Here is a 21171-nt window from a genome sequence, read left to right as displayed (position 1 = left end):
GGGGCCGCCGCGCGGCCTCAGCCGACGGCGAGTTGGTCCCGCACCGCGGCGAGCAACTCCGCGGGTGTGGGGCGGTCGAAGACCTCGAACAGCGGCAGCGAGACGCCGAACTCCTCCGCGACGTGGTGCACGAGGGCAGCGGCGGCCATCGAGTCGCCGTCGAGGTCGATGAAGAAGTCAGAGTCGTCGGTGACCGCCTGCTGGAAGATGTACTCCCAGACCTTGCGCATCCGCTGCCGGTCGTCCACGCCAGCCTCCTGGTCGCTGTCGGGGTGGGATCACACGATGGCGCGTAGGGCCAGTCGGGCCAGCGGAGCGGCCCGGTCGGTGCGATGCTCGTAGCGGTCAGCTCCGGTCGCCACGGCGCTGACGCCCCGCACCCCGAGGTACCGCAGCGGTTCCGGTTCCCACCGGCGTGCGGTGTTGTCCACCCAGCACAGCCGGGTCTCCGGTCGGTTGATTCCGGCGACCAGCGCGGCGAGGGAGCGGGCGGCGAGGTTACTCAGGGCGATGCCCTCGCCACCGTAACCGCCGGCGTGGCCCAGCCCGGTGCGCTGGTCGAAGACCACCTCCGGCTCCGTGTGCCGGTGCAGGCCGTAGACGCCGCTCCAGTGGTGCGACACCGGTATGTCGGCTATCTCCGGGAGCAGCTCGGCCAGGGTACGGCGGAGCCGGTCGTGGGCCTTCCGGCGGCCCGCGTCACCGCGGGTGATGCCGGACCCGAACCGGTAGTAGGCTCCTCGGCCACCGAGCACCAGCCGGTCGTCCTGGGTGCGTTGCAGATAGCCGAACTGGTAGCGGGCCTCCGCGACGGTCCGGTAGTCGGTCCAGCCCAGCTGCTGCCAGGTCGCGGCGTCCAGCGGTTCGGTCGCCAGCACGTACGAGTGCAGCGGTAGGACCCGACGTTCGTGCCCGGCCAGCCGCCCGGTGTAGCCCTCGGTGGCGCAGAGCACGGACCGGGCCCGGATGGTGCCGGAGTCGGTCGTGACCTGGCCAGGCCGGATCGCCAGCGCCCGGGTGTGTTCGGCGACCCGTACCCCCCGGCGCTCGACCGCCGCGAGCAACCCGCGTGCGATCCGGGCGGGCTGCACGGTGACGCAGTGCGGGGTGAAGGCGGTCGCCCGGACGCCGGCCAGCCCCGTCCGCTCGGTAGCCTCCGGTCCCTCCGTCAGGACGAGTCCGCCGATGCCCAGCTTCTGCCGCATCTCGTGCCAGCCCCGCAGCCGGTCGACCTGCGGGGCGCTGCGGGCCACGTACAGCGAGCCGTCGTGCCGCCAGTGCGCGTCGATCCCCTCGTCGGTGAGCACCCGGTGGATCTCGTCGAGGGAGCGTTGGCCGGCCCGGTACAGCCGCACCGCGGCCATCGGCCCGTGTCGACGGACCAGGCTCGTCAGCAGTGCCGGCATTTCCGCGGTGCACCAGCCGCCGTTGCGGCCGGAGGCGCCGAAGCCGGCCCGACCGGCATCGATCACGACCACGGACAGCTCGGGGCGGAAGGTGGTCAGGTAGTACGCGATCCACAGACCGGTGTAGCCGGCGCCGACGACGGCGACGTCGGCGGTGGTGTCACCGTCCAGCGGTGGGCGGGGAAGGCGCTGCTCGACGGGGAGCCGGTCGAGCCAGAGCACCTGCTGCTCGTCGGTGGCCGGCGCGGTCAGCGGCGGGCGGGTCATGCCGCACCGGCGTGGGCGCGGGCCAACGCCCGACGGTCGATTTTGCCTACCGGCGTGTACGGCAGGGCCGCCGTCAGGTGCAACCGGTCCGGCAGTTTGAACTCGGCCAGCCCTCGGTCGCTCAGGAAGGCGCGCACCTCGGCGAGGCTGGGCGGGTCGTCCTGGGCGACGACCACGGCGCACGTCTTTTCCCCCAGGCGGGAGTCCGGCACCGGTACGACGGCCGCCGACCGGACTGCCGGATGGGCCAGCAGGTGCGCCTCGACCTCGTCGACGGAGACCTTCTCCCCGCCTCGGTTGATCACGTCTTTGATCCGGCCGACCACCACCAGCCGTCCCTCGGCGTCGAGGCGCACCAGGTCGCCGGTGCGGAGGAAGCCGTCGGGGGTGAACACCGTTCGGTTGTGTTCGGGCACCGCGTAGTAGCCGCGCAGCGTGCACGGGCCGCGGGCCAGTAGCTCGCCGACCTCGCCGGCAGCGACGTCCCGGTCGGTGTCGTCGACGACCCGCAGCTCGTCGGCGGGGCTGAGCGGGGTGCCCTGAGTGGTTGCGGTGACCTCGTCGTCGTCGTCCGGGCGGGTGAAGGAGAGGACCCCCTCGGCCATGCCGAACCACTGGGTCAGGGTCGCGCCGGTGGTGGGGCGGACCTGACGGGCCACCTCGGGGCTGAGCGTGGCGCCGCCGACCTCGATGACCAGCTGGGACAGGTCGACGCCGAAGATCCCGGCGGTTTCCATCCAGACCGGCAGCAGCGCCGGCATCAGCGTGGTCAGGGTGACCGACTCGGTCGAGACGAGCGGGAAAACCTCGTCCGGGGCCGGGCTGGCGGCGAGTACGGCGCGCCCGCCCGCGCGCAGTGCTCCCAGTACCCCGGGGCAGCCCAGCGCCGCGTTGTGCGCCACCGGCAGGGCAGCCAGGTAGGCGCCGTTCTTGTCGAACCTCATCGCTTCGGCAGTGGCCCGTAGCTGGAAGGCGTAGTCGTCGTGGGTCCGTGGGATCAACTTGGGTAGACCGGTGGTGCCGCCGGAGAGCAGGAAGAACGCCACCGTGGACGGGTCGGGGGTTGGCAGGTCCAGCGGGTCGGCGTCGACGTCGACCAGCGGGGTCAGCTCCTGCGCCTCGCCGGCGACGAGGAGGTGTGCGACGCTCGGCACCGCCGCCCGCACGGCGCGGGCCAACTTCCGGTGGTCGGTGCCCGCCAGCAGGTCCGGCACCACCAGGGCGACGGCACCGGAGTACTCCGCGAGGTAGGCCAGCTCGGAGCGGCGGTGGGCGGGTAGCGCGAGCACCGGCAGGGCACCGATCCGAAAAAGCGCCACACACGTCACGACGAAGTCCGGCGTGTTCGGCAGCTGGACGACGACCCGGTCGTCGGCCCGGATACCCAGTCCGACCAGTCCGGCCGCCAGCCGGTCGGCGCGCCGGTCGAGTTCGGCGTAGCTGTGCCAACCGGTGCGGGTGACCACGGCGATCCGGTCAGGGTCGTGGGCCGCCTCGGGGCGGAGCAGGTCTCCCAGTACCTCGCCGCGCCAGATGCCGTCGCGCCGGTAGCGCTGCGCGAGCTCATCGGGCCAGGGGACGCATCCGGTCAGCATGGTCAGCCTCCAGAGTGCCAGGCGGGGGAGCGTCCGCCGGGGCGGACCTGGCCGACGCTATGCGACGTGTCTCTGTCGGCACAAGTGTTTGTTGCTTCTAGCGTCGGGAAATCCACATACTTCATCTATCGTGGTCGTGCCCCTAGGTCAATGCAACACAAGCGGTGGGAGACACATGATGCGGATAGTCGTGGATTATGACCGGTGCGACAGCCACGGGGTCTGCGCCGACCAGGCCCCCGAGGTGTTCGAGATCCGGGACGACGACCTGATGTACGTGCTGGTCGAGCGGCCCGCCGAGGAGCAACATCCGCTGGTGGAAACGGCGGTCCGGGGCTGTCCCAAGCTCGCCCTGTCGCTCCGGGAGAAGTGACCCCATGTCAGAGGCGGTCATCGTCGCCGCGGCGCGAACCCCGATCGGTCGACGCAACGGTTGGCTCAGCGGCCTCAAGGCGGTGGAACTGCTGCGGACCGTGCAGCGCGAGGTGCTGGACCGAGCCGGGCTGCCGCCGTCCGAGGTGGATCAGATTATCGGCGGCTGCGTCACCCAGGTTGGTGAGCAGAGCCTGAACATCACCCGTAACGCCTGGTTGAGCACAGGCCTCGACCCGCAGGTGGCCTGCTCCACGATCGACACCTCCTGCGGGTCGGCGCAACAGGCGAACCACCTGGTTGCCGCGTTGATCACTGCCGGCGCCATCGACGTCGGCATCGCCTGCGGGGTGGAGTCGATGTCCCGGGTGCCGGTAGGCGCCAATCTCTACCAGGGGCCAGGCCACTACAAGACCGATGACTACCCGTGGGACGACCCACCCAGGGCGCAGTTCGGCGGGGCGGAGCGGATCGCCGCGAAGTACGGCGTGGACCGTGCCGCCGCCGACGCCTACGGCGTGCTGTCCCAGCGCCGTGCGGCACGGGCCTGGGCGCGGGGGCACTTCGATCGGGAGATCGTCGCGGTCCACGCCCCCGACGGCGAGGGCAACCTCCGGGCGGTGACCCGGGACCAGGGGCTGCGGGACACGACGCCGGAGGGCCTGGCCGGGCTGCGGCCGACGGTCGACGGCGGGGTGCACACCGCCGGTACGACGTCACAGGTCTCCGACGGCGCGGCGGCGATCCTGTGGATGTCGGCGGAGCGTGCCGCGGCGCTCGGGCTGCGCCCCCAGGCGCGGCTGCGGCACCAGGTGGTCACCGGGTCCGACCCGTACCTGTTGCTGGAGGGACCGGTCATGGCGACGCGCAAGATCCTCGACCGGTCCGGGCTGGACCTCGTTGACCTCGACGTCGTCGAGGTCAACGAGGCCTTCGCCGCCGTCGTGCTCGCCTGGATGGCGGCGAACGGCACCGACGCCGAGCGGGTCAACGTCAACGGCGGCGCGATCGCCCTCGGCCACCCACTGGGCGCCTCCGGGACCCGGCTGCTGGTCAGTGCCCTGCACGAACTCGAACGCGCCGATCGGGAACTGGCCTTGGTGACGATGTGCTGCGGCGGTGCGCTCGGCACCGCCTCGATCCTGCAACGGATGTGAGCCCGATGGCCGCCGCACTCTATCGAGATGCCGCCGACTTCTACCGGGACGCCCGGGACGACCTGGTCGGGCCCCTGGACGGGGTCCGGGTGCTCGACGTGACCAAGGTGTGGTCGGGGCCACTGGCCGGTGCTGTTCTGGCCGACCTCGGTGCCGATGTCGTCCGGGTCGAGCTACCGCACGGCCGTGACGGGGAGGTACCACCCCGGATCCCGGGCACGGGTCTGTCCTGGTTTCGGCAGACCGTCAACCGCAACAAGCGCAGCGTTGGGCTCGACCTACGCCGGACCGAGGGGCGGGAGGGCTTCCTGCGGCTGGTCGCCACCGCCGACGTGGTGGTGGAGAACTACAAGCCCGGGACGCTGGATGGCTGGGGGGTGGGCTGGGCACAGTGCCGGGCGGTCCGGCCCGACCTGGTCCTCGTCTCGATCTCCGGATGGGGACAGTTCGGGTCCCGTCGGGCGGAGGCCGCGTACGACCCGGTCATCCAGGCGGCCTCCGGCTGGATGGCGCTCAACGGCACCCCGGACGGGGGCCCGGTGCGCGCACCGACGTTCCTCGCCGACGAACTGGCCGGCCTACACGGTGCGCTCGGTGCGCTCGCGGCACTGTGGCACCGGCAGCGGACCGGTGAGGGACAACACGTCGACGTGGCGATGTTCGACACGATGGTCGCTGGGAGCGCGGGCCTGCACACCCTCGCCGCGGCGGGCCGGCCGCCGCAGCGCTGGGGCAACCAGACCGACTTCGTGGTACCGGCGAACGTCTACCCCTGCGTTGACGGGCAGGTCTACCTGGCTGTCGCGTTGGACCGGCACTGGCGGGAACTGGCCGAGGTGGTGAGCCGGCCGGAGTTGGCCCGGGCGGAGGGTTTCGCCCGGGCCGCCGACCGGTTGGCCAACCGGGTCGAGGTGGATGCGGTCCTCGCCCGGTGGTGCGCCCCCCGACCCGCCGACGAGGTGGTCGCCGCCCTGGTGCGGCGGGGCCTGACGGCCTCGAGGGTACGTACCGTCGCTGAGGTGGCTGCCGACCCGTACCTGGCCGAGCGGGCGATGTTGCAGCCCACCTCGCTCTGTGACGGCAGTACCGCTCCGATCGTCGGGCCGGCGGCGAAGTTCTCCCGTACCCCGACCCGGGTCCGCCGTGGGGCACCCGAACCCGGCGCGGACACCGCGCAGGTGCTCGCCGAACTCGCCGCGCCCGACACCGGACACCAAAGCAAACATACGACACCGCTTGCTGATGGGTGTGCCGATGGTTCAGTATGTTGATCCGGGGGTAAATACAACACACCCGTCATGCCACACGTCGTGTCGGGTACGTCCGGCAGGCGTCCCGACAGGGGAGGTTGGGCATGTCCACTCAGCTCCGAGCTCTGGTGACCGGTGTCTCGCGAGGCATCGGCCGGGCGATCGCCCTGCGCCTCGCTGCGCAGGGCTACGCGGTCGCCGGTTGCTACAGCAGCGACAGCGAGGCGGCGGCCAAGACCCAGGCGGAGGTGGCGGCGTTCGGGGTGCCGGTGTACGCCGCCGCGTGTGACGTGGCCGACCCGGCCGCGGTCGACGAGTTCGTCGGCGCCGCCGAGGAACGACTCGGCCCAATCAGCTGCCTGGTGAACAACGCCGGGATCACCCGGGACAGCCCGTTGGTGTTGGCCACCGAACAGGACTGGCAGGCGGTGCTGTCGACCAACCTGACCGGTACCTGGAACCTCTGCCGGGCGATGACGTTCCGCTTCATGAAGCGCCGCGCCGGCGTGGTGGTCAACATGTCCTCGGTGGCGGGCGTCTACGGCAACGCCGGACAGACCGCGTACGCGGCCAGCAAGGCTGGCATTGTCGGTCTGAGTCGTTCGCTGGCCAAGGAGGTCGCCGGGTACGGCATCCGGGTAAACGTGGTAGCCCCCGGCTTCATTGAGACGGACATGACCGACGCCCTGGCGGGGCAGCTGCGTGACCAGGCGCTCAGCCAGATTCCGCTGGGTCGCTTCGGCCGCCCGGAGGAGGTCGCGGAGCTCGTTGCCTTCCTTTGCTCGGATCGCGCCGGTTACGTCACCGGTCAGGTCTTCCAGGTCGACGGGGGGATCACCTTGTGAGTGCCCCGACCACGAACCGACCCTGCCCACCGGGGGCCGCACCGTTGGCCGCTTTCGACGACCTCCAGGTCGGTGCCGGAGCGCAGGTCGACGTGGTGGTGGGTGTGCCGATCCGCGCTGATGATCCAAACCTGTGTGGGCACTTCCCCGGCTTCCCGGTGTTCCCCGGGGTGTTCGTCATCGAGGCGCTGGCGCAGGCCGTGGACGTGGCGCTGCGGACTCCCGGGCAGCCCCGCCTGCGGCTGGTCTCCGTTGACGCGGTGCGGTTTCTCGCCCCGCTGCTGCCGCCGGACCGGTTGACCCTCCACGTCGTGGCGACCGCCGAGGGGCCCCACGGCTGGTCGGTCCGGGCCTCGGGGTGCCGCGCCGACGAGATCACGGCGGTGACCATCCGAGCCCGCTTCGGAGACAGTGATGCTTGACCACCACCAGATCCGCGCGCTGCTACCGCAGCGCTACCCCCTGCTGCTGGTCGACCGGGTGCTCAGCATGACTCCGGGTACCCGCATCGAGGCGGTCAAGGCGGTCACCGGGAATGAGCCCTGCTACCGCGATTTGACCGACGCCGCCCCGCCCGGTGACTACGCCTATCCCGCCTCGCTCCTGGTGGAGTCGCTTGGGCAGACGGCGGCGCTGCTCTGGCTCGCCGACGCCGGCTCGCCGGTTGACGATGACTCGGTGCTGATGTTCGTCGGCGCGCGGGACGTGCGTTTCGACGGCACCGTCTTCCCGGGCGATGTGCTCCGGCACACCGTCCGCCTCGAACGGGTGATCGCCGACACCGCCTTCGCCACCGGCGAGACGTACGTCGGTGACCGACGCGTGGCGCACGTTGGCACTCTCATGGCCGCCCGCCGTTCGCGAACGGCGCTCGCGGCGCCGGCCAGGGTCGGCGCCGCGACCGCCACCCCGGGGCCACCGGTGCCCCCACAGCTCGGGAGCCGTCCCGGTGCGGGGAGTTCCCGGCTCCGTCATCCCTCCGCTGGAAAGGCTGACCTGTCATGACGCAGACCGACCCCCGTATGGCCGAACTTCGCGACATCGTGGCGGAGGTGCTGGAGCTCGAGTCTGAGGAGCTCACCGAAACCGGCGACTTCGTGGCGGACTACGAGGCCGACTCGCTGCGCGCCATCGAGATCCTGGCCCGGATCGACAAAAAGTTCAAGATCGAGATCCCGCAGTCGGAGCTGCCGCAACTGAACAACCTCAAAGCGGTCTACGACGCGGTGGTGCGGCACTCAGCTGGCGGGGCTTGAGCCGGTGAACCGGGTCGCCGTGACCGGGCTCGGCCCGGTGTCCAGCATCGGCATCGGAGTGTCCGCGTTCAACGACGGCCTGCGCACGGGTCGGTCGGGGATCTCCCCGATCAGCAGCTTCGACGCGAGTGGTTTCCCGCACCGCAACGCCGGCGAGGTACCCGACTTCCAGCCGGAACGGCTGCTGCGTCGGGTCGATGCGGCACGGTGGGGCCGGTCCAGCCAGTTTGCGGCCGCGGCCGCGCGACTGGCCCTGGCCGACTCCGGCCTCGACCCGGCCGCGGTCGAGGCCGACCGGGTCGGGGCGGTCGTGGGGACCACGAGCGGGGAGTCGGTCGTGGTCGAGGCGGTCACCGCACAGCAGGTGGAGGGCGGCTTCGGTCAGATGGACCCCGACCTGCTCGGTCAGATCACGGCCGGCCGGCTCGCCCACGCGGTGAACACCGAGCTGGAGTTGACCGGGGAGTCCCTTACCCTGGCCACCGCCTGCTCGGCGAGCAACTACGCGATCGGCTACGCCTACGACATGCTGGCCACCGGCGAGGCCGACGTGATGTTCGCCGGCGGTGCCGACTCGGTGTGCCGCTGGGCGCATGCCGGCTTCTACCGACTGGGCGCGCTCACCGCGGACGCCTGCTCACCGTTCGACCGGGATCGCTCCGGCATCCTCACCGGGGAGGGTGGAGCGATCCTGATGCTGGAGAACCTGGACCACGCCCGGGACCGGGGCGCACGGATCTATGCCGAGGTGCTCGGGTACGGGCTCAACTGCGACGCCAACCATCCGGTCGCGCCGGACCGGACCAGCATCGCCGAGTGCATGCGGATGGCGCACCGCAACGCCTCGATCAAACCCGAGGATGTGGACTACATCAGCGCCCACGGCACCGGGACGCCGGCCAACGACTCGGTGGAGGCGCACGCCATCCTCGACGTGTTCGGTGACCGGGTGCCTCCGGTCAGCTCGATCAAGTCGATGATCGGCCACACCATGGGGGCGGCCAGCGGGTTTGGTGCGATCGCCGGGACCCTCGCCATTGCACACGGTTTCCTGCCGCCCACGATCAATTGGTCGAACCCCGATCCGGCGTTGGACCGGCTGGATCCGGTGCCGAACACCGCCCGGACGGCCACCGTTCGGGTGGTACAGAACAACGGTTTCGCCTTCGGCGGTAACAACGCCATCGTCCTGATCGGAGCCGTGGAATGACGGGCGTCGTGGTCACCGGGTGGAGCACGGTCGGCCTGGCCGGTGTGGGGCGTGCCGCGCTGGCCGACCGGCTGGCCGGTGCGCAGGTCGCGGTTCCCACGATCGATGGCTGCACGGTGCTGGCGGAGCCGGCACCGGCTACCCCGGTGGAGGTGACCGCGCTGGTCGACGAGCCGCTGCCCACCCCGACCGGGCACGCCCGGGTCGACTTCGACGTCCGCGCTCATCTCGGGCGCAAGGGCACCAGCTTCTACGACCGGGCCACCGCGCTGGCGGTGGTGGCCTGTGGCGACGCCCTACGGGACGCGCAGGCCGACGTGAACGACACCAACCGGGCCCGGCTGGGGGTGGTGCTCGGAACCTCGCTGGGCAGCTTCCGGTCCACCAGCGGCTACACCCGGGAAACCCTGGTCCAGGAAAAGCCGTACCAGGTCAACCCGGTGCTGTTCCCGAACACGGTGATGAACTGTGCCGCGGGCCAGGCCGCCATCCGGTACGGGTTGCGGGGGGTGAACGCCACGGTGGCCACCGGACCGCTGGCTTTCCTCGACGCCCTGCGCTACGGCAGCAACGCCATTACCTGCGGATACGTCGATGCGATGCTGGTGGGAGCGGTCGAGGAGTTCAGCCCACACCGGGCCTGGGTGACCTCGTTGACCGGGCGCCCGGGGCAGCAGGTGCCGACCGGGGAGGCAGCCACCGTGTTCCTGCTGGCCCGGACTGTTCGTCCAGACTGGACCGGCCCGCACCCGGAGGCCGAGATCCTCGCCCTCACCACGGCGTACGGGCCGGGCGGCGGCGCGGCGGCGGACCGGGCCCTGACCGGCTGTGTCCGGCGCGCGGTACGGCGGGCCGGGGTCGACCCGGTCGAGGTCACTGCCGTGTTGACCGGGGAGACGGAGCCGGACGACACCGACGAGTACGTCCCGGCCTGCGCGGCTCTCGGCCACGAGCCGACCCGGCTCCGGGTCAGTCGCCTCTTTGGCCGCTGCGACGCCGCTACCGGCGGCCTGGCCCTGGCCACCTTCCTTGCCGTCGCCCCGGCCGAGGCCGCCCCGGCTCTGACGCTGCTGACCGCGCGCAGCCCGGACGGCGGCACCGCCGCCGCCATCGTCAGGGGGTGGTCCGGTGCCGGCGCGTCTGGTCGCTAGTGCGGTGCGGACCTGCCTCGGCGACGGGGCGGAGACCTTCGCCGCGCTGTTGGCCGGACGGAGCGGACTCGGGCCGCTGCGACACGGTGACCCGGTGGCGCTGAACGTCGCTCACGGCTACCACATCGACGACGGCGGCGCACGGGTGTGGGCGGCGAGCCGGTGGCTCGCCGACTGTGCCCGTCGAGCCGTCGCCGCCAGCGGCATCGACCCGGCCGCGCGTCGGATGGTCGCGTTGGTCGGAACGGGTCTGCGGGAACTGGCCGCGGTGGAAGCCCTCGCCATCGGTGGTCCACGGTTCCCGCTCCACCGGCTGCACTTCGGCGATGTTCTACAGGAGGCGGTGCCGGGGCTGCGGACGGTGCTGACACTGAGCAACGCCTGTAGTGCCGGCGGGCACGTCCTGGCCCTCGCCGAGGACTATCTGACGCTTGGGGACGCCGATGCGGTGCTGGTCTGCGGAACCGACGCCACCACCGAATCGATGTTGGCGATGATCGGCCGGGTCGCCGACCAACCCACGGACGCGGTGCGTCCGTTCGACGCGGACCGGCAGGGGGTACTGCTCGGCGACGGTGCCGCCGCGGCCGTTCTGGTTCCCGACGACGACACCCGGCCGGCCGTGGCCCGGATCGTCGCGACCGGCCTGTCCTGCGACGCCCACCACGAGACCGCCCCCTCGGTGACGGGGATCGGCCGCGCCATGCGGGACGCGCTGAGTCGTGCCGGCCGCGTCGCGGGCGAGGTGGACCTGGTGGTGGCGCACGGTACCGGCACCGCTCTCAACGACCCCGCCGAGTGCGCGGCCCTGCGGCAGGTACTCGTCGCGGCCGGCGGTGATCCGGTCGTCACCGCCGTCAAGGGGGCCGTCGGGCACACCTCCGGCGCCGCCGCCATGGTCAACCTCGACGTGGCCGCGCGCTGCCTGACCAGCGGTCAGGTGCCACCGGTGGTCGGGCTGCGTCGGCCGCTCCCAGACGGTTCCGGGCTGCGCTTTGCCACCGGGCCGACGGCGCTGACCCCCGGGCTGGTGCAGTCCGAGGCATTCGGCTTCGGTGGCGTCAACGCGGTCACACTGGTGGAGTCCGCGTGAGGAGCCCGGTTGCGGACCACCTTCCCGTCGTGGCCCGCACGGCGGCGGCGCGGACCGACTCCTCGGTCCCCGCCGCGAGCGGCGACGCGGTTCCCGCACCCGGTACCGGTCCGGCCGGCGTTCGGCTGGCCAGATGGGCGCTCCACCTGCCCGACTCGGACGCCCTCGCCGCCGACCTGGCCGACTGGTCGGGGGTCGCCGCGCGGCCACTGTTCGCGGCGCTGCGCGGCGCCGTGCCAGCCGATCGGGCGCGCGAGGTGCTCGGCCCCAAGGGGTTGCTGGCCAAGGAGCCGGCCACCCGGCTGGCGCTCTGCGCCGTCCACCGGGCCTTCGGTCTGCCCCGGGGCCGTCCCGCACCGGTGCAGGTCGAGCCCGGCGTGGCCGTGGTGGTCGCGAGCAACCTCGGCAACGTCGCCACGGTAGCCGACGTGATCCGGACGGTACGCCACGACGGCGGTCGCGCGGTCAGCCCGCTGACCGCGCCGAATGCCTCCAGCAACGTGGTCGCCAGCACCATTGCCCTCTGGTACGGCTTCGGCGGTCCGAACCTGATGATCTGCTCCGGCTCCACCGCCGGTCTGGACGCCATCCACACCGCCGCCCGGCTGCTGCGTGCCCGCCGGGCCAGGCGGGTGATCGTGGTGGGTGTCGAGCCGGCCGACGAGGTCGCCACCGACCTGCACCGGGCCGGCCGACCCGCTGCTCCGCTGCGCGCCGGGGCGGCCTGCCTGGTGCTCACGGCTGAGCCGGCCGTTGCGGAGCCGACCGTGTGGCCGGAGACGGGTCCCCCCGCGCCGTACCGTCTCGGGCCGGACGGCTTCGACCCGGCTGCTCGGTGGGGCGACTGCTACGGCGCGGCCGGGGTGGTCAACGTCGCGCTGGCCGCGACCCTGCTGGCCGCCGGCGCACCCGGTCCGGTGAGCGTCGGCTGTGGTGACGACATCGACGGCCGAAGGGCCGTCCGGCTCGACGAGGGGCGGAGGGCGGATCGGTGAACAGTGGAGCGCCGCCAGTGCACGAGTTGAGTCCGGGGGCACCCGGAGGCGACCTGGTGGTGCTGGCCCACGGGCTGGAGGACTCGTGGGAGTCGTGGCGGCCACTCGCCCGTGCCTTCGACCCCCGTTGGCGGGTGCTGGTCCTGGACCTGCCCTGGCGGCCCGGGAGCGACTACCGGTGGCGCCGGCAGGAGTCCGCGGCCGGTTGGCTGGCGGCCGGGCTGCAGCGGCTACCTCGGCCACCGGACACCATCGTGGCGCATTCCTTCGGGGCCAACGCGACGCTGGAGCTGATGGCCGCCGGTCACTCGTCGGCCCGGGCGACGGTGCTGATCTGCCCGCTCTACTGCCCGCCGGAGCAGCCCGTCACCTGGCAGGTCTTCGACCGGGCCCGGCGTACCTTCGACCGGCACATTCGCGACGGTCTTCGGTTGCGGCTGGGCCAGCGGCTTCGGACGTTGGACGAGGCCGTGCTGGACGGCATGATCGCCAAAGCGATCGACCGGATCGGACCGGCCGGCTTCCTCACCGTCTTCGACCAGTTCATCGGCAGCGGCACCCTGGCCCTGACCACGGTCACCACTCCCACGCTGATCCTGGCCGGCGGGGCCGACCCGACCCTGTCCCCGGCGGCGGCGGCGACCCTGGGCCGGGACATGCCCCGGGCGACCCTGCTGGTACACGAGCACTACGACCACTTCTGCCACGTTCGCCACGCCGTCGAAGTCGCCGAGCAGGCCACCCGGTTCGTCGGTGAGGTGGGCCAGGTGGCGGTACGTCCCTGACGGAGGAGCAGACGAATGACCAGTGCGCCCACCGCCCCGCTGACCGTCCTGGTCGGCCGGCCCCGCTACGAAGGGGCGAACATCCGCACCTGGATCGGCTTCAAGCACTTCATCTACCTGACCGAGGAGGCGGTTCTGCAGTGGCTGCGCGACCGTGGCCCGGGAACGCGGGACCTCTTCCATGAGTACGGCCTCGGGGTGGAGGTCGTCGACTGCTCGGTGCAGCTGCCCGCCACACTGGAGGTTGACGACGAGGCCCGGGTCGAGGTGACCGGGGACTCGGGCGCCAGGCTGACGGTGCGGATGACGGTCCACCGCGGCGGGCAGGACCTGGTCGTGCTGCGGGGCAAGGTCCGCATCGCCCTCGTGCGGGAACCCACGGCGACGGTCTCCACTCCGGCACCCGAACACCTGGCGGACCTGGTGGTGCCGACCATCGCCGCTGCCGGGGTGCCCGCCCGCGCGGACGACCGGACCATCGCTGCGGGCCAGAGCATCGCCGACGTGCTCACCCCGGTCGGCTCGAACACCTTCCTGTGGAGCTGGCGGGCTCCGTACTTCTACTGCCACTTCTCCGACCGGGTGCAGCACTCCGGATTCGTCCGGGCGTTGGAGGAGGTGGTGGACCGGTTCCTCGCCGACCGGGGCATCTCCGTGGGGCGGCTGGTCCGCGAGCGGTCCTGGATACCGGTGGTTTCCCGGGCCCGGGTGCAGCTGGTGGGGACGGCCGGGATGGAGGAGGAGGTGCATACCGTGCTGACCGTCGTCGACGTCTTACGCGGCGTCATGTTCGACGCCCGCATGGACTGCTACGTCCGCCGAGGCGACCGGCTGGTGCACACCGCGACCGCCCGGATCCTGCACGGCTACGCCATCAGTAGCGGTCCGCGCGCGGGGGAACTGGCCGAGTTCGACGACGAGGTGCTCCGTGCCCTGTCCGGGGGCGTGGAGTGAAGCGCCGACCTCGCCTCTACTTCTCGTTCCGCAGCCCGTACAGCTGGCTGGCGGTGCACCGGCTGCGGCAGGCGGTGCCGGACGTGTTCGACCGGCTCGACTGGTACCCGTACTGGGACCCGGACACCAGGACCTCGGCCACGCTGGCAGAGCGGGGGGCGGAGTTCCACTACGTGCAGATGAGCCGGGCCAAGCACCGGTACCTCCTGCTGGACACCAAGCGGCTGGCGGAGCAGATGGGTCTGGCGATGGCCTGGCCGATCGATGTCGACTCCTGGTGGGAACTGCCGCATCTGGCCTGGCTCTGGGCCCGCCGGCAGGGGCGGGCGGTGCAGTTCTACGACGCTCTGGTGACGGAGCGCTGGGCGCGCGGCGCGGACATCTGCACATCCGAGGTACTCGGTCGAGCTGCCTTGGCGGCCGGCCTCGACGCGGCCGGTGCCCAGGCCGCCCCGAACGACGAGCAGATCCGGGAAGAGGCGGCCGGGTGCCTGGTCACCGCGTACGAGGACGACGTGTTCGGCATTCCGTACCTCCGGTGGGGCCGGCACCGGTTCTGGGGCCTGGACCGGGTCGACCACTTCCTGCGCGCCTGGCAGCCCGCCGGGGTGAACCACACCGGATCGGCCACCGACCCGATGGCCGGTGTTCCGGCGGGCGCGTCCTTCGACACCGACACCGCGGGAGGCTGCGGATGACCGGGCGAACCCCCACCGAGGAGCGTCTGCGGCGGCAGCGGCAGCTCGCCGCTACCTGCCGGCTCTTCGCCCGCCTCGGCTTCGATGAGGGCGCCGGTGGTCATGTGACTGCCCGCGATCCGGAGCACCCCGACCGGTTCTGGATCAACCCGTTCGGGATGCACTTCGGGCAGGTCCGCGTCAGTGATCTGCTGCTTGTGGACTCGGCGGGTGCGGTGCTGGAGGGCGGAGGCCGGATCAACCCGGCTGGCTATGTCATCCACTCCCACGTGCACACCGCCCGGGCGGACACGGTGGCCGCCGCACACACCCACTCGACCTATGGTCGGGCGTGGTGCACTCTCGGCCGTCCGTTGAGCCCGATCACGCAGGACGCCTGCGCCTTCTACGAGGATCACGCGGTTTTCGACGACTACACCGGGGTGGTGTTGGCCGACGACGAGGGCAAGCGGATCGCCGAGGCGCTCGGGCCGGCCAAGGCGGTGATCCTGCGTAACCACGGGCTGCTCACCGTGGGTGGGTCCGTCGCCGAGGCGGCCTGGTGGTTCATCACGATGGACCGTAGCTGCCAGGTGCAGTTGCTGGCCGAGGCGGCCGGCAGTCCGGTGCCCATCGACCACGAGGCCGCCGCCGCGACGCGCGGCACGATCGGCACGCCGGAGATCGCCCGGCTGAACTTCCGCCCGCTGTACGCCGACATCGTCCGTGAACAGCCGGACCTCCTGAACTGAGCCGAGAACCCCGAAGGAGCGCGATGGTGGTAATGCTGACGGGTCTGCTGGCCGGCGGGGCTGGTGGACCGGCTCTTCGTGACTCGGCCGGTGAGCTGGACTGGTCGGCCCTGGATGCCCGGGTCAACCGCTGGGTCCGCCTGCTGCGCGCCGAGGGTCTACAGGTCGGTGACACCATGGCCGTGGTCTGCGGCAACCGGCGTGAGACGTTCGAGGTGCTGCTCGCCGCCCTCCACACCGGAGTGACCGTGGTGCCGGTCAACTGGCACCTGACCGCACCCGAGATCACCTACCTGTTGTCGGACTCGGCGAGCCGGTTGGTGATCACCGAGCCCCGGTACGCGGCCGTGGTCGCCGAGGCAGCGCACTCCTGCCCCGCCCCGGTACGTGCCATGGTGACCGGCGAGCGGGAGCACGCCGGCTGCACCGCGGTCGAGCCGTTGCTGGCCGGACTCCCCGCCGCCGAGCCCGCAGGCCAGGTCTGCGGCTCCATCCTGCTGTACACCTCGGGCACGACGGGCACGCCGAAGGGGGTGCGCAACGGCTTGTTCCGCGTCGGGGCGCCGTTTGCCCGGGTGGACCGACTGCTCGCCTATGCCGGGCGTGTCCTCGGGGTACCGGCCCGCGGCGCGGTGCTGCTGGTGGGGCCGTGGTATCACTCGGCGCAGGTGTTCTTTGCGTTGCTCCCATTGCTGCGGGGCAGCCGGCTGGTGATGCACGACTGTTTTGACCCGGAATCCTTCCTGGCCGCCGTGGCGGAGCACCGAATCACCGCCTGCCACCTGGTCCCCACCCAGTTCGTCCGGCTGCTGCGGCTCCCCGCGGCTGTCCGGGCGGCGGCCGACGTCGGCAGCCTACGGATGGTCTGGCACGGCGGTGGGCCGTGCCCGGTCGAGGTGAAGCGGCAGATGATCGAGTGGTGGGGTCCGGTGGTGGTCGAGTACTACGCGGCCACCGAGGCCGGCGTGGTGACCCTCATGGACGCCGACAGTTGGCTACGGCATCCGGGCAGCGTCGGCCGTGCCGTACCCCCGAACGAGATCATCATCGTCGACGATGATGGCAACCCTGTGCCGGCTGGCCAGGCGGGGCGGGTGTTCGTCCACCGTGTGGGGCAGACCTTCGAATACCACAATGCCCCGCAGAAGACCCGAGACGCGCACCTGCGCGCGGGGGTGTTCACCTACGGTGAGACCGGCTACCTGGATTCGGACGGCTACCTCTACCTGACCGGCCGGACGGGGGACGTCGTGATCTCGGGCGGGGTGAACATCTACCCCGCCGAGGTGCAGACGGTGTTGCTGTCGCACCCGGCGGTCCGGGACGCGGCGGTGACCGGCGAGCCGGACGACGAGTACGGCGAGCGGGTGGTCGCCATCGTCGAGGTGGATTCGGCCCGGCTCGCCCCGGAGCGGGGCGGGGAGGTGCTCGCCGCGTTCTGCCGACGTTCGTTGGCCGGGTTCAAGGTGCCCCGGCGGTGGCGTTTCGTCCCGGAACTACCCCGTGACGGCACCGGCAAGTTGCGCCAGGAGGTGCTCCGCGGGTTGTTGGGCACCGGGATTTCAGGAGGCCGGTCATGAGCACGGAGATTGTGTCGACGGGCAACCGTGCGGACATCGCGCACCCCGCGACGTACGCCGCCGGGGTGCCGGATGCGGAGTTTGCCCGGCTACGGCGTGAAGAGCCGGTCAGCTGGGTGCCGGAGGCGCCGCTGTGGCGGCGCTCCGGTGAGGGGCGGATACTCAGCCAGGGCCCCGGCTTCTGGGCGGTCACCACGCACGAGGGGGTGGTCGCCGCGTCTCGGCAGCCGGAGGTGTTCTCCTCCGGCCGCCAGGGTGCATTTCTGGCGGATCCGCGTACCACCGCGGACCTGGAGCAGGCTCGTCAGTTGCTCGTCAACATGGACGCGCCGCAGCACGCCCGGGTCCGCAAGCTGGTCACCGCGGTGTTCACCCCCCGGGCGATCCGGGCACTCGGCGAGAGCGTCACCGCGCACGCCCGGAACCTGGTCGAGCGGGCGGTTCGGCAAGAGGAGTGCGACGTGGTTGCCGACCTCGCGGCTGAGTTGCCGTTGCTGGTCCTCGCGGATCTGCTCGGTCTGCCCCGCGAGGATCGGCACCTGCTCTACCAGTGGAGCAACAACTTGGTGGGCTTCGACGACCCGGAGTACGGCGGCGGCGACGTCGAGGCGTACCGGAAGACGTTTTTCGAGGCGTTCCAGTACGCGCTCAGCGTGGCCGACGAGCGGCGTCGTACGCCGCGCGGGGACCTGATGACGTTGCTTGCCACCGGTGAGGCGGACGGTCGACGGCTGACCGACCGAGAGTTCTGCAACTTCTGGTTGTTGCTGGTGGTAGCCGGCAACGAAACCACCCGACACCTCATCACCGGCAGTGTGCTGGCGCTGGTCGACAATCCGATGCAGCGTGAGCGGCTGGTCGCCGACGACACACTGCTGCCGTCGGCGGTGGAGGAACTGCTGCGTTGGGTTAGCCCGATCATGCAGTTCCGGCGGACCGCGATCGTGGACACCGAACTCTGCGGCACGCCGATCGCCGCCGGTGACAAGGTGGTGCTCTGGTACGCCTCGGCCAACCGGGACGCCGCCGTCTTCGAGGCTCCAGACGACCTGCGGCTGTACCGGAACCCGAATCCGCACCTGTCCTTCGGGATGGGCCCGCACTTCTGTCTCGGGGCACACCTGGCCCGACTGGAGGCGAGAACGATGTTGCGGGAACTGGCGCCGCATCTGTCGCGTTTTCGACTGACCGGTCCGGTCGTCCGGTTGGAGAGCAACTTCGTCAACGGCGTCAAGTCCCTGCCCGGGAGCTTTACTGGACACTGAACGCATGTCGTGTGTGTTGTTTTTGTTGTCTGCCGGCAACAAACATGCCATACTCCGCTGGCCTCTGTCGCGTGGTCAGCCCAATCCGCTAGGCTGAACGAGCCGTAGGGCTGACCACACTACCGATTGGTGTGCTGCCATGTGACCTTACGTGGAGGGTTGGCGATGGGTGACTACACAATCACCATCAGGGCTGAGGAATCCGGGACGGAGACCGTTGTCTCTGTCGACGTGGATGGCTCAACGCCGCGCATTGTTGAACTGGCCATGCGGGCCGGCAACGGCATCTCGGCACCGACCCTGCCGTCGTTCGATCTCAACCTGCTCCTGCGGGCCCTGTTTCCGTCCGCTACCACCGCCGTCGTCGTCCCACCGGCTCAGGGCGAGGAAGCCGTCGAGGTGCCCAGCGAGGCGGCCGAGTCCGGCGTAGAGCAAGCACCCCGTCCGGCGCGGAGCGCCGACGGTAAACGTGGGGCCCGGTCGGGGTCGGGTCGTGCCGGTGGGGCCGGTGCCGCACGTCGTCGCACCGAGGCAGTGGTGCCAGAAGGTCGGGTCTACCGGCGGATGCCGGATGACGTGGTCGAGGTTTTCAACCGTATGGGCACGGTGACCGCAGTCGCCGAGCACTACGGCGTGCCCCGGCACACCGCCCAGGGTTGGATCGGTCGGCTGCGCCGTCGGGGCGACTTCTCCGCGGCCTCCTGACTCCGGCCCTCGTGTTCGGAGCTGGCCAGCTCCCCGAGGTCAGTCGGGAGTCCCGCTGTTGGCTCAGTCGGTCACTTCGCGCGGGGTGCGGGTCCGGCCCGTTCGCGCCGGGTCCGCTGGGTGAGCTGACTCAGCAGGTGCCGTTCGAGATGATCGATACGGTCCTGGCTCAGACCCGTTGGCTGTAGCAGCGGGGTGCGGGCCCCACCCTCGCGGCTGGTGGTGTCTGCTGATCTGCGTGATCGACGGCATCATCCGGTTGGCGGCCGGCAGCGCTGGGCTGAAGCGCTCGCGATGGTGATGCCGCCGGCATTTCCATCACCGTGGCGACCGCTCGCCGCCCGCATCCGGTCATCCTCCTAGGATGGTCTAGGGGGTGTGGGGTCTCCGACGGAGGCTACGAGAGCTGGTCAACGGCCTCCGGCACGGTCGAGGTACCGCCGACGCAGCGCGTACCCGGCAGCGCCGATGGTGAGCACGCCGATTCCCGCCCCGACGCTGGCTGGGGGCAGGCTGACCGCCAGCGCGACGCAGCCGGCCAGCCCCAGCACGGCGAGCAGCCGTACCGGCAGCCGACGGCCCGGGTCACGGCCGAGGGTGAGCGCCGAGGCGTTGGTGATTGCGTAGTAGACCAGCACGGTGCAGCTGGAGAAGCCGATTGCCCCGCGAACGTCACCGACGAGGACCACGGCTGTAACCACCACGGCGACCGCCAGCTCTGCTCGGTATGGCACTTGGTGCACCCGGTGCACGGCGGCCAAGCCGACCGGCAGGTCCCGTCGGCGGCCCATCGCCAGCAGGGTCCGACCCACGGCGGCGAGCAGCGAGAGCAGCACCCCGATCACCGCCACGGCTGCGCCGGCCCGGACCACCCAGGACAGGCCGGGCAGCCCGACGGCGGTCACCACGTCGGCCAGGGGCGCGGTGGAGGCGGCCAGCCGGTCCGGGCCGAGCACCCCCAACGTGATCACCGCTAGCACCAAGTAGATCGCCAGCACCATACCCAGCGCCAGCGGCACCGCTCGGGGGATCGTTCGCCTCGGGTCGCGTACCTCTTCGCCGAGAGTGGCTATCCGGGCATACCCGGCGAAAGCAAAGAAGAGTAGCCCTGCGGCGGTCAGCACACCGGGCGCACCGGCACCGTCGACGTCGCTGAGCACCCGGCCGCTGACCGAACCGACGCCGCCGATCCGCTCCGCTGCGAAGCCGGTCAGGCCGACCACCGCGACCAGGGACAGGACCCCCAGCACCACCCCGACCAGGGACAGGACCCCCAGCACCACCCCGACCAGGACCTTCGTGGCCCGCGCCGTCTTCCCCACACCGCGCAGGTTCACGGCGGTGACGGCCGCGATGGCGATGACGGCAACGAGCCGGGCCCGGTCCGGCCAGAGGTATGCCCCAACCGTCAGCGCCATCGCCGCGCAGCTTGCGGTCTTGCCGACCACGAAGCCCCAGCCGGCCACGAACCCGGCGAACGGGCCGAGCCGCTCCCGCCCGTAGACGTACGTGCCGCCGGACTCGGGGTAGCGGGCCGCCAGCCGGGCCGAGCTGGTCGCATTACAAAACGCTACGAACCCGGCCAGCGTAAGTGCCACCAGCAGTCCGGTCCCGCCGGCCGCCGCCGCAGCTGGAGCGAACACCACGAAGACGCCCGCGCCGAGCATCGCCCCCACCCCGATGACCACCGCATCAGCTACCCCCAGCCGCCGCGCCAACCGCTCCACGGACCAGACCCTAAGAGATGTCTCGTAACTCGGTGGAGGCGTTGTGCGGCAACGGTGCTGGTGTCAGCCGGCGAGGATGATGTTGTGAAGGTGGGCGATGCCGGATGCGGTGTCGGTCAATGTGTGGGC

22 protein-coding genes are annotated in these 21171 nt (G+C 71.3%); 18 read left to right on the top strand and 4 right to left on the bottom strand.

Annotated features, from left to right (window positions below):
* Nucleotides 1-17: 17 nt before the first annotated feature.
* From H0524_RS17805 to H0524_RS17795, 3 genes are read right to left on the bottom strand one after another with little or no spacing between them, the layout of a single operon-like run.
* On the bottom strand, nucleotides 18-248 hold the full coding sequence (locus tag H0524_RS17805; RefSeq protein WP_012014027.1) for an acyl carrier protein: 231 nt from the start codon (nucleotides 246-248) through the stop codon (nucleotides 18-20).
* 30 nt (nucleotides 249-278) lie between these two features.
* Nucleotides 279-1673 (bottom strand): FAD-binding oxidoreductase, encoded by a 1395-nt coding sequence (locus tag H0524_RS17800; protein ID WP_180199669.1) that lies wholly within the window; start codon nucleotides 1671-1673, stop codon nucleotides 279-281.
* Entirely contained in the window at nucleotides 1670-3268 is a 1599-nt protein-coding gene (locus H0524_RS17795) for a (2,3-dihydroxybenzoyl)adenylate synthase (RefSeq protein WP_180199668.1), read from the bottom strand. The genes H0524_RS17800 and H0524_RS17795 overlap by 4 nt, the downstream gene beginning before the upstream one ends.
* Before the next feature lie 175 nt (nucleotides 3269-3443).
* Between H0524_RS17795 and H0524_RS17790 the strand changes: the two genes are divergently transcribed.
* The 18 genes from H0524_RS17790 (at nucleotide 3444) to H0524_RS17705 (ending at nucleotide 19315) form a co-directional block, all read left to right on the top strand.
* Nucleotides 3444-3641 carry a ferredoxin gene (locus H0524_RS17790; protein ID WP_180199667.1) on the top strand — a complete coding sequence of 66 codons (198 nt, stop codon included), beginning with the start codon at nucleotides 3444-3446 and terminating at the stop codon, nucleotides 3639-3641.
* A 4-nt stretch (nucleotides 3642-3645) separates the two neighbouring features.
* On the top strand, nucleotides 3646-4797 hold the full coding sequence (locus H0524_RS17785; protein WP_180199666.1) for a steroid 3-ketoacyl-CoA thiolase: 1152 nt from the start codon (nucleotides 3646-3648) through the stop codon (nucleotides 4795-4797).
* A 5-nt stretch (nucleotides 4798-4802) separates the two neighbouring features.
* On the top strand, nucleotides 4803-6068 hold the full coding sequence (locus tag H0524_RS17780) for a CaiB/BaiF CoA-transferase family protein (RefSeq protein WP_180199665.1): 1266 nt from the start codon (nucleotides 4803-4805) through the stop codon (nucleotides 6066-6068).
* Nucleotides 6069-6151: 83 nt separating this feature from the next.
* On the top strand, nucleotides 6152-6892 hold the full coding sequence (fabG, locus tag H0524_RS17775; RefSeq protein WP_180199664.1) for a 3-oxoacyl-[acyl-carrier-protein] reductase: 741 nt from the start codon (nucleotides 6152-6154) through the stop codon (nucleotides 6890-6892).
* Nucleotides 6889-7314: a 3-hydroxyacyl-ACP dehydratase FabZ family protein gene (locus H0524_RS17770; protein WP_180199663.1), complete on the top strand. Its 426-nt coding sequence runs from the start codon at nucleotides 6889-6891 to the stop codon at nucleotides 7312-7314. The genes fabG and H0524_RS17770 overlap by 4 nt, the downstream gene beginning before the upstream one ends.
* Complete coding sequence (locus tag H0524_RS17765; RefSeq protein ID WP_180199662.1) at nucleotides 7307-7897, top strand: 3-hydroxyacyl-ACP dehydratase FabZ family protein; 591 nt, start codon at nucleotides 7307-7309, stop codon at nucleotides 7895-7897. The genes H0524_RS17770 and H0524_RS17765 overlap by 8 nt, the downstream gene beginning before the upstream one ends.
* Nucleotides 7894-8148 carry an acyl carrier protein gene (locus H0524_RS17760; protein WP_018719849.1) on the top strand — a complete coding sequence of 85 codons (255 nt, stop codon included), beginning with the start codon at nucleotides 7894-7896 and terminating at the stop codon, nucleotides 8146-8148. The genes H0524_RS17765 and H0524_RS17760 overlap by 4 nt, the downstream gene beginning before the upstream one ends.
* Nucleotides 8149-8152: 4 nt before the next feature.
* Complete coding sequence (locus H0524_RS17755; RefSeq protein WP_180199661.1) at nucleotides 8153-9358, top strand: beta-ketoacyl synthase; 1206 nt, start codon at nucleotides 8153-8155, stop codon at nucleotides 9356-9358.
* Entirely contained in the window at nucleotides 9355-10509 is a 1155-nt protein-coding gene (locus H0524_RS17750) for a beta-ketoacyl synthase N-terminal-like domain-containing protein (protein ID WP_180199660.1), read from the top strand. The genes H0524_RS17755 and H0524_RS17750 overlap by 4 nt, the downstream gene beginning before the upstream one ends.
* Nucleotides 10487-11602, top strand: a complete 1116-nt coding sequence (locus H0524_RS17745) for a beta-ketoacyl synthase N-terminal-like domain-containing protein (RefSeq protein WP_180199659.1) — start codon at nucleotides 10487-10489, stop codon at nucleotides 11600-11602. Before H0524_RS17750 ends, H0524_RS17745 begins: the two co-directional genes overlap by 23 nt.
* A complete protein-coding gene (locus H0524_RS17740; RefSeq protein WP_180199658.1) occupies nucleotides 11599-12597 on the top strand; it encodes a beta-ketoacyl synthase N-terminal-like domain-containing protein in 999 nt (332 codons plus the stop codon). Before H0524_RS17745 ends, H0524_RS17740 begins: the two co-directional genes overlap by 4 nt.
* The gene (locus tag H0524_RS17735; RefSeq protein ID WP_180199657.1) at nucleotides 12594-13382 is read left to right on the top strand and encodes an alpha/beta fold hydrolase; all 789 of its coding nucleotides are present in this window, start codon (nucleotides 12594-12596) and stop codon (nucleotides 13380-13382) included. The genes H0524_RS17740 and H0524_RS17735 overlap by 4 nt, the downstream gene beginning before the upstream one ends.
* 15 nt (nucleotides 13383-13397) lie before the next feature.
* Nucleotides 13398-14336 (top strand): thioesterase family protein, encoded by a 939-nt coding sequence (locus H0524_RS17730; RefSeq protein ID WP_180199656.1) that lies wholly within the window; start codon nucleotides 13398-13400, stop codon nucleotides 14334-14336.
* Complete coding sequence (locus tag H0524_RS17725; RefSeq protein WP_180199655.1) at nucleotides 14333-15034, top strand: DsbA family protein; 702 nt, start codon at nucleotides 14333-14335, stop codon at nucleotides 15032-15034. Before H0524_RS17730 ends, H0524_RS17725 begins: the two co-directional genes overlap by 4 nt.
* Complete coding sequence (locus H0524_RS17720) at nucleotides 15031-15765, top strand: class II aldolase/adducin family protein (protein WP_180199654.1); 735 nt, start codon at nucleotides 15031-15033, stop codon at nucleotides 15763-15765. Before H0524_RS17725 ends, H0524_RS17720 begins: the two co-directional genes overlap by 4 nt.
* A 23-nt stretch (nucleotides 15766-15788) precedes the next feature.
* Entirely contained in the window at nucleotides 15789-17345 is a 1557-nt protein-coding gene (locus H0524_RS17715; protein WP_180199653.1) for an AMP-binding protein, read from the top strand.
* Nucleotides 17342-18610, top strand: coding sequence for a cytochrome P450 (locus H0524_RS17710; protein ID WP_180199652.1), 1269 nt, complete (start codon nucleotides 17342-17344; stop codon nucleotides 18608-18610). The genes H0524_RS17715 and H0524_RS17710 overlap by 4 nt, the downstream gene beginning before the upstream one ends.
* 165 nt (nucleotides 18611-18775) lie before the next feature.
* Nucleotides 18776-19315, top strand: a complete 540-nt coding sequence (locus tag H0524_RS17705; protein ID WP_180199651.1) for a hypothetical protein — start codon at nucleotides 18776-18778, stop codon at nucleotides 19313-19315.
* 410 nt (nucleotides 19316-19725) lie between these two features.
* Here the strand turns inward: H0524_RS17705 and H0524_RS17700 are convergent, their stop codons facing one another.
* Complete coding sequence (locus tag H0524_RS17700; RefSeq protein WP_180199650.1) at nucleotides 19726-21042, bottom strand: APC family permease; 1317 nt, start codon at nucleotides 21040-21042, stop codon at nucleotides 19726-19728.
* Nucleotides 21043-21171 lie beyond the last annotated feature (129 nt).

The sequence above is a fragment of the Salinispora sp. H7-4 genome (genome assembly GCF_013416675.1).
Taxonomy (GTDB): Bacteria; Actinomycetota; Actinomycetes; order Mycobacteriales; family Micromonosporaceae; genus Micromonospora; species Micromonospora vitiensis.
This window is presented reverse-complemented; position numbering and strand designations above follow the sequence as displayed.